At 47.2% G+C, this 6,346-nt stretch carries 8 protein-coding genes; all 8 read left to right on the top strand.

Annotated features, from left to right (window positions below):
- Nucleotides 1-928: SpoIID/LytB domain-containing protein (locus IQ257_RS28490; RefSeq protein WP_193933428.1), on the top strand; the 928-nt coding region annotated here is incomplete at its 5' end.
- A gap of 154 nt (nt 929-1,082) precedes the next feature.
- A complete protein-coding gene (locus IQ257_RS28485) occupies nt 1,083-1,574 on the top strand; it encodes an NAD(P)H-quinone oxidoreductase subunit N (protein ID WP_193881895.1) in 492 nt (163 codons plus the stop codon).
- A 224-nt stretch (nt 1,575-1,798) separates the two neighbouring features.
- On the top strand, nt 1,799-2,404 hold the full coding sequence (locus IQ257_RS28480; protein ID WP_193881898.1) for a vWA domain-containing protein: 606 nt from the start codon (nt 1,799-1,801) through the stop codon (nt 2,402-2,404).
- A gap of 201 nt (nt 2,405-2,605) precedes the next feature.
- The gene (locus IQ257_RS28475) at nt 2,606-3,211 is read left to right on the top strand and encodes a VWA domain-containing protein (RefSeq protein WP_193881901.1); all 606 of its coding nucleotides are present in this window, start codon (nt 2,606-2,608) and stop codon (nt 3,209-3,211) included.
- Between the two features lie 30 nt (nt 3,212-3,241).
- Complete coding sequence (locus IQ257_RS28470; RefSeq protein ID WP_193881904.1) at nt 3,242-3,721, top strand: salt stress protein, Slr1339 family; 480 nt, start codon at nt 3,242-3,244, stop codon at nt 3,719-3,721.
- Between the two features lie 138 nt (nt 3,722-3,859).
- The gene (locus IQ257_RS28465; protein ID WP_193881907.1) at nt 3,860-4,462 is read left to right on the top strand and encodes a vWA domain-containing protein; all 603 of its coding nucleotides are present in this window, start codon (nt 3,860-3,862) and stop codon (nt 4,460-4,462) included.
- Nucleotides 4,463-4,478: 16 nt separating this feature from the next.
- A complete protein-coding gene (locus IQ257_RS28460) occupies nt 4,479-5,081 on the top strand; it encodes a vWA domain-containing protein (RefSeq protein WP_193881911.1) in 603 nt (200 codons plus the stop codon).
- A gap of 248 nt (nt 5,082-5,329) precedes the next feature.
- A partial coding sequence (gene ldpA, locus IQ257_RS28455; protein WP_193933426.1) for a circadian clock protein LdpA occupies nt 5,330-6,346 on the top strand: 1,017 nt, incomplete at its 3' end.

Here is a 6,346-nt window from a genome sequence, read left to right as displayed (position 1 = left end):
TTCTGCGTCCCCTTCTCCATCTCCTGCCCCTAAAACCAATACCCCCCCTTCTCAATCTTCTTCTACATCCAAACCTCCGACTCCCCTACCTCCCAAGCCTACAGCCCAAAGCCAAACGAGCAACCCACCTTCTAAGCAGGCTCAAAGCTTACCGAAAACCAAGACAAAGACAACTGCACCCTCTCCCCATACTTCTCTTTTGGAGATGCGAGTTGCCATCGCCACTGATGTCAGTTCTCTGGTGGTTGGCACTTCAACACCAGCAGAAGTTGTTGATGCCAATGGTAAGGTTTTGGGGAAACTGACAGCCAACGAGGGAACCAATGTTCAACCCAACGGATCTAACATTCAGGTTGGGAAATGGAACACTCCGGCTGGGGTTTGGCTGAAACCCACCAACGGTGGCTTTATCTTCGCCGATGGTCGCTGGTATCGGGGTGATTTACTCTTAGTCTCCCAAGGGAATACTCTCTTAGCCGTTAACTATGTTGACCTAGAAACTTACCTGACAAGTGTGGTAGGAGCAGAAGTCTATGCGAACTGGCCCCTAGCAGCTTTAAAAGCTCAAGCCATTGCCGCCCGTTCCTATGCAATTGTTCATTACATCCGACCTGCCCATACCTTATACGATCTGGGAAATACCCAGCGATGGCAAGTCTACAAAGGGATTGAGTCAGAGTGGAACACGACTAGTCAGGCGGTTCGTGAAACTAATGGCATTTTCTTGAGTTACAAAGGGGGCGTGGTTGAATCTCTGTACGCCGCTTCTGATGATATCGTCAGCAAAGTCTTTGGGGGTCGAGGAATGAGCCAAAAGGGAGCTTACGACTTGGCAATGCAGGGTTACAACCACGAACAAATTTTAGCCAACTACTATCCAGGTGCGAGTTTGGCTTGGATTGATATCAACGAAACAGATACGGAGTAGGGAGTAGGGAGTAGAGGAACTCCAAAAAATAAATTATCCTGTAGGACAGGGAACATGAGCTGTCCATGGCAGATAACCAGAGTGCGAACCGTCCATCCTCTATAATTAGTCCTAATGTGAATTAACAAAACTTAAGGCAAATTCGGAGATAGAGATGGGATTAATCGCTACCGGCAAATCATTCATCCGGGATTTAGAAGCGTCGGGCGCATTGGCATTGTATGTGCCTTTAGAAGGAGGATTTGAAGGGCGCTATCAGCGACGGGTAAGGGCAGCAGGCTATAAAACCCTGAATCTTTCAGCGAAAGGATTGGGGGACTTAGCGGCTTATCTGACGGGTGTTCATGGTGTTCGTCCGCCCCACTTGGGTAAGAAAACCATCGGTCAATCGGCGGCTGTCGGAGAGGTTTACTTTATACCTCCCATCGTGAATTATCAATTAGAAATGTTGCCGAAGAATTCAAAAGGGTTGGTGCTGTGGCTGATTGAAGGCAATATTTTGTCAGCTCAAGAACTTGAATATTTAACCCAATTGCCCAAGCAGGAGAAACGAGTTAAAGTAGCGCTGGAAATAAGTGGCGATCGCTATTTCCACTGGAAATCCCTACAGGATGCCCTATCAGAACCTGTGACTCTCCGACGCTAACCCGTTTCTAATCAAGTAACAATCAGCCCAAATCCATTAACTGCAATGGTTTTAGCTCTCAAGTTAGAGTTCTCAGCCCCTAACGTTTGATACCCTTGAGAAGGTTCACTACAGCTTGGCGGAAATAACTATCCAGTCAAAAAAGGTTAAAAAGCTTACAGGTTGAGCTTTCTTTCCTTGAAGCCTTCTGCTTTCTTGGATTCAGTACATGGGGGAATATTATCATGCTCGAGCAGCGAGACTATACGTTAATTATCGATAAAAGCGGCAGTATGTCGATTCGAGACCAACAGTCTGGGAAAAGCCGCTGGGAGAGCATGCAGGAATCGACTTTTGCCCTTGCGAGTAAGTGCGAAGAATTCGACCCCGATGGCATCACGATTTACTTGTTTTCCGGTCGCTTCAAACGCTACGACAACGTGACATCTAATAAAGTCATGCAAGTCTTTCAGGAAAACGAGCCATCTGGACGCACGGATTTGACAGGTGTCTTGCAAGATGCCACGAAGAACTATTTTCAACGAAAGACTAGCGGTCAGAGCAAAGCGAATGGTGAAACAATAATAGTCGTGACCGATGGAGAACCGGATGACCGCAAAGCTGTCATGAAGGTTATTATCGAAGCATCTCGTCACATGGAACGGGATGAAGAATTGGCAATTTCTTTCATCCAAATTGGTAGCGATCCTCAAGCGACTAAGTTCCTTAAAATTCTTGATGACGAACTACAGGGTGCTGGTGCTAAGTTTGACATTGTAGATACAGTCACCATTGATGACATGGAAGATATGACCTTAACGGATGTACTGATCAACGCGGTTGTTGATTAGACTTTTTGCTTTTAATTGGGGAGTAGGGAGTAGGCTTTTGCCGTGAGCGTCAGCGTTCGACTGAGCGCTCACGCCGAAGTACGAACGGGAGTAGGGAGTAGGGAATAAAAAATTTCCTTTTTAGACTGGCGATAGGACGGCTAACTCCCGAACCTTGACGGCTTCTATCACCATTAATTTTTCTTTAATAAATGCTCTATTATGCTTGAGAACCGCGACTATACAATTGTTATTGACAAAAGTGGTAGCATGGCTGCCCAAGACCAGCAAGAGGGCGATAGCCGCTGGACTCTTATGCAGCAATGCACTCTAGCCCTAGCTCGCAAATGTGAGGAATTCGATCCAGACGGGATTACAGTGTATGTGTTTTCCAACCGCTTTCAACGCTACGACAACGTAACCTCTAGTCATGTCGAGGAAATTTTCCGAGAGAGCCAACCGCACGGCAGCACCAATTTGACAGGTTTGTTACAAGATGCGATCGCTAATTATTTCAGCCGTAAGTCTATCGGTCAGACTAAATCGGCAGGAGAAACCATTATTATCGTGACAGACGGAGAGCTACGCGATCGCTTGAGTATCGCTGACACGATTGTCAAAGCGTCTCAGCGAATGGAGCGGGATGAAGAGCTAGCGATTTTGTTTGTCCAAGTGGGTAACGACTCCATGGTAATGCGATCGCTCAAGTCATTTGACGATCAACTAGAGGGCATTGGTGCCAAGTTTGATATCGTAGACACGATTACAATGGAAGAGATGGAGGATATGCCCCTAACGGACGTGTTGCTCAATGCCATTGTTGACTAGAAAATCTCTCTTAATCGAGAGTCTCGTATTATGGAATCCATCGATGATTTACTAGCCCAAGTCAAAGCTGAATATCAAGAAGGGCAAGCTCAACCCCCGCAGAAAAAGCCTCTGTTTGAAGAGGAAGACTTGAACTCGCCTGTTCCTTCACCCACTTATAAACCTCAGCCTTCATCCCCAACCCCCCTGTCTGCTGCTGAAGAGGGCTTATTAGCAGAACTTAAAGCTGAGTTTGCAGAGCAAGAGCAAGCTGAAGAACAAAATAGACAGCAGCAACTCCGAGAGGAACAACTCCGACAAGAGCAGCAACTCCGAGAAGAACAACTCCGAAACCAACAGCGAGAGCAAAAACGACGGGAGGCACTGACTCAACGAGCGATTGAGTGGCTGAAAAAGTTAGACTCTCGTTCCGAAGAAGGGCTGTGGTTTGAAGAGTTCTCTTACAGCTACCCATCAAAACTGGAAGCAGCGATTGACTATCTGCAAGCTTTACGGGAAACTCGACAGTAAACAAAAGTGTATTTAAGCGATCGCATCCAATCGAGACAAGCTTTTCAACGTCCGCAATAGGAGTTCAGACAGCTAGAAATCGAAGCTTAATAAAATTCTGAACTCCCAAGTTAATTCTTTGGTGAGAGACTTAATCTAATGGATAACCGAGACTATACCCTAATCATCGATAAAAGCGGTAGTATGTCAATACCCGAGCAACCGGGTGGGCAAAGTCGATGGGATACAGCTCAAGAGTCTACTTTAGCTTTAGCAAGAAAATGCGAACAGTTTGACCCAGATGGTATTACGGTTTATCTGTTTTCTAGTCGCTTCAAACGGTACGATAACGTAACATCCAATAAAGTCGTCCAAATTTTTCAAGAAAACGACCCAATGGGACGCACAGACTTAGCTAGCGTCCTGAAAGATGCGACAGACAGCTACTTTCAGCGCAAAGCAGCAGGGCAAGCGAAACCAGAGGGAGAAACCATTTTAGTTATTACCGACGGCGAGCCAGACGATCGCAAAGCAGTTATGCGGGTAATAATTGAGGCATCTCGTCACATGGAGCGGGATGAAGAATTGGCGATTTCGCTGATTCAAGTCGGCAACGATTCAACGGCGACTCGATTTCTCAAGGCACTTGATGATGAACTTCAAGGTGCCGGAGCCAAGTTTGACATCGTTGATACAGTGACGTTGGATGATATGGCAGATATGACTTTACCAGAAGTACTGCTCAAGGCTATCCAAGATTAACAGGAGGCTTTTAACCATGCCAGACCGAGACTATACCCTAATCATTGATAAAAGTGGCAGTATGTCAACACCTGATCAACCGGGTGGACACAGCCGGTGGGATACAGCCCAAGAGTCTACTTTGGCTTTAGCAAGAAAATGCGAGCAGTTTGACCCGGATGGCATTACAGTCTATATGTTTTCGAGCCGCTTCAAACGGTACGATAACGTAACGTCCAATAAAGTCGTCCAAATTTTTCAAGAAAACGACCCAATGGGACGTACAGACTTAGCTAGCGTCCTGAAAGATGCGACAGATAGTTACTTCCAGCGCAAAGCAGCAGGGCAGACGAAGCCAGAGGGAGAAACTATTTTAGTTATTACCGACGGTGAGCCAGATGATCGCAAAGCAGTTATGCGGGTAATAATTGAGGCATCTCGTCACATGGAGCGGGATGAAGAATTGGCAATTTCCTTGATTCAAGTCGGCAACGATTCAACGGCGACTCGATTTCTCAAGGCACTTGATGATGAACTTCAAGGTGCCGGAGCCAAGTTTGACATTGTTGATACGGTGACGTTGGATGATATGGCAGATATGAGTTTGGCAGAAGTCCTGCTTAGTGCAATCAGTGATTGAATATTACAAAAATTAATAATAAGCGAAACGCGAAACCTCTCCTACTAGGGAAGCTCCCCAAATAAAAATAAACCCCCTAGATTTGGCGTTATAGCCCCAGGTATTTCCCTAAATCTGCTTTCTGAGAGGGAAAATTTGCCGCTCGTGCTGTTTCAGGAACAGCAACAACTTTCAACTTCCGCCCGTTTTACGGATACCGCCTTAAAATTCATCTCCCCATTTTTTGCCCAAGGATTTAGCATATAGGGGTGACTCAACTGTACTATCCCTTACATTCCCTAAGGGAGGGTCACTGGTTCAAGCTTATATGCGGAGCCAGTTTCCAACACCTCCCTGCTGTTCGTAACCTGAGCTTGGCTTACACCCTTGCTGGAGCCGATTGTATTGATGTCGCAGCCGACCCAGCAGTGATTGCGGCGGCTAAACAGGCTTTACAGGTTGCTGCCCAACTCCAAGGGACTGCCCGATTGCGAGGGATGGGATACAGTCACCGCCCTTGGCTGATGGTAAGCTTAAATGATGGCGAAGACCCTCATTTTCGCAAAGCCGAATTTAACCCGGATTTGTGTCCGGCAGACTGTCCTCGTCCTTGCGAAAGGATTTGCCCAGCCCAAGCGATCGTTTTCCAAACTAGTAGCGTCCTCATGTCGGGAGCTGGGGAGCCGGAAAACAGAAGAGCTGGGGAGCGTGATAAAAGTCTCCATCCAACAGCATCAAGCGGAGTGATAGACCAGCGCTGCTATGGCTGCGGACGCTGTGTGCCGATTTGTCCTAGTCAACTCATTCATACTCGCTCTTATGTATCAGCACCAGCAACCCTTGCCGAACTGGTTCTGCCCTCAGGCATTGACGCCCTGGAAATTCATACGAAAGTCGGGCATTTTGCAGACTTTCAGCGACTTTGGCAAGCGATAGCGCCTTGGGTAGACCGACTCAAGCTCTTAGCAATCAGTTGTCCCGATGGTGATGGTTTGATTGACTATCTGTGGGCAATTTACAATCTAATCGCTCCCCTACCCTGTCCTCTTATCTGGCAAACAGATGGTCGTCCTATGAGTGGCGACATCGGTACTGGTACAACTCGGGCGGCAGTCAAATTGTCCCAGAAAGTGCTAGCAGCGGAATTTCCCGGATATGTACAGCTTGCTGGCGGTACGAACCATCACACCGTTAGCAAACTGAGAGCCGTTGGGCTATTGAAAGAGGGAGTAGGGAATGGCGAATGGACAAGGGGACAAGGGGACAAGGGGACAAGGGGACAAGGG

Origin of the sequence: Coleofasciculus sp. LEGE 07092 (assembly GCF_015207375.1) — a bacterium.
Taxonomy (GTDB): Bacteria; Cyanobacteriota; Cyanobacteriia; order Cyanobacteriales; family Coleofasciculaceae; genus LEGE-07092.
The sequence above is the reverse complement of the archived record's forward strand: the minus strand, read 5'-3'. Positions and strand labels throughout refer to the sequence as shown.

What these genes read in the sequence shown, in the direction of transcription:
- IQ257_RS28485 (WP_193881895.1), top strand. Translation starts at nt 1,083, where the DNA reads ATGGGATTAATCGCTACCGGCAAATCATTCATCCGGGATTTAGAAGCG.
- IQ257_RS28475 (WP_193881901.1), top strand. Translation starts at nt 2,606, where the DNA reads ATGCTTGAGAACCGCGACTATACAATTGTTATTGACAAAAGTGGTAGC.
- IQ257_RS28470 (WP_193881904.1), top strand. Translation starts at nt 3,242, where the DNA reads ATGGAATCCATCGATGATTTACTAGCCCAAGTCAAAGCTGAATATCAA.
- IQ257_RS28480 (WP_193881898.1), top strand. Translation starts at nt 1,799, where the DNA reads ATGCTCGAGCAGCGAGACTATACGTTAATTATCGATAAAAGCGGCAGT.
- IQ257_RS28460 (WP_193881911.1), top strand. Translation starts at nt 4,479, where the DNA reads ATGCCAGACCGAGACTATACCCTAATCATTGATAAAAGTGGCAGTATG.
- IQ257_RS28465 (WP_193881907.1), top strand. Translation starts at nt 3,860, where the DNA reads ATGGATAACCGAGACTATACCCTAATCATCGATAAAAGCGGTAGTATG.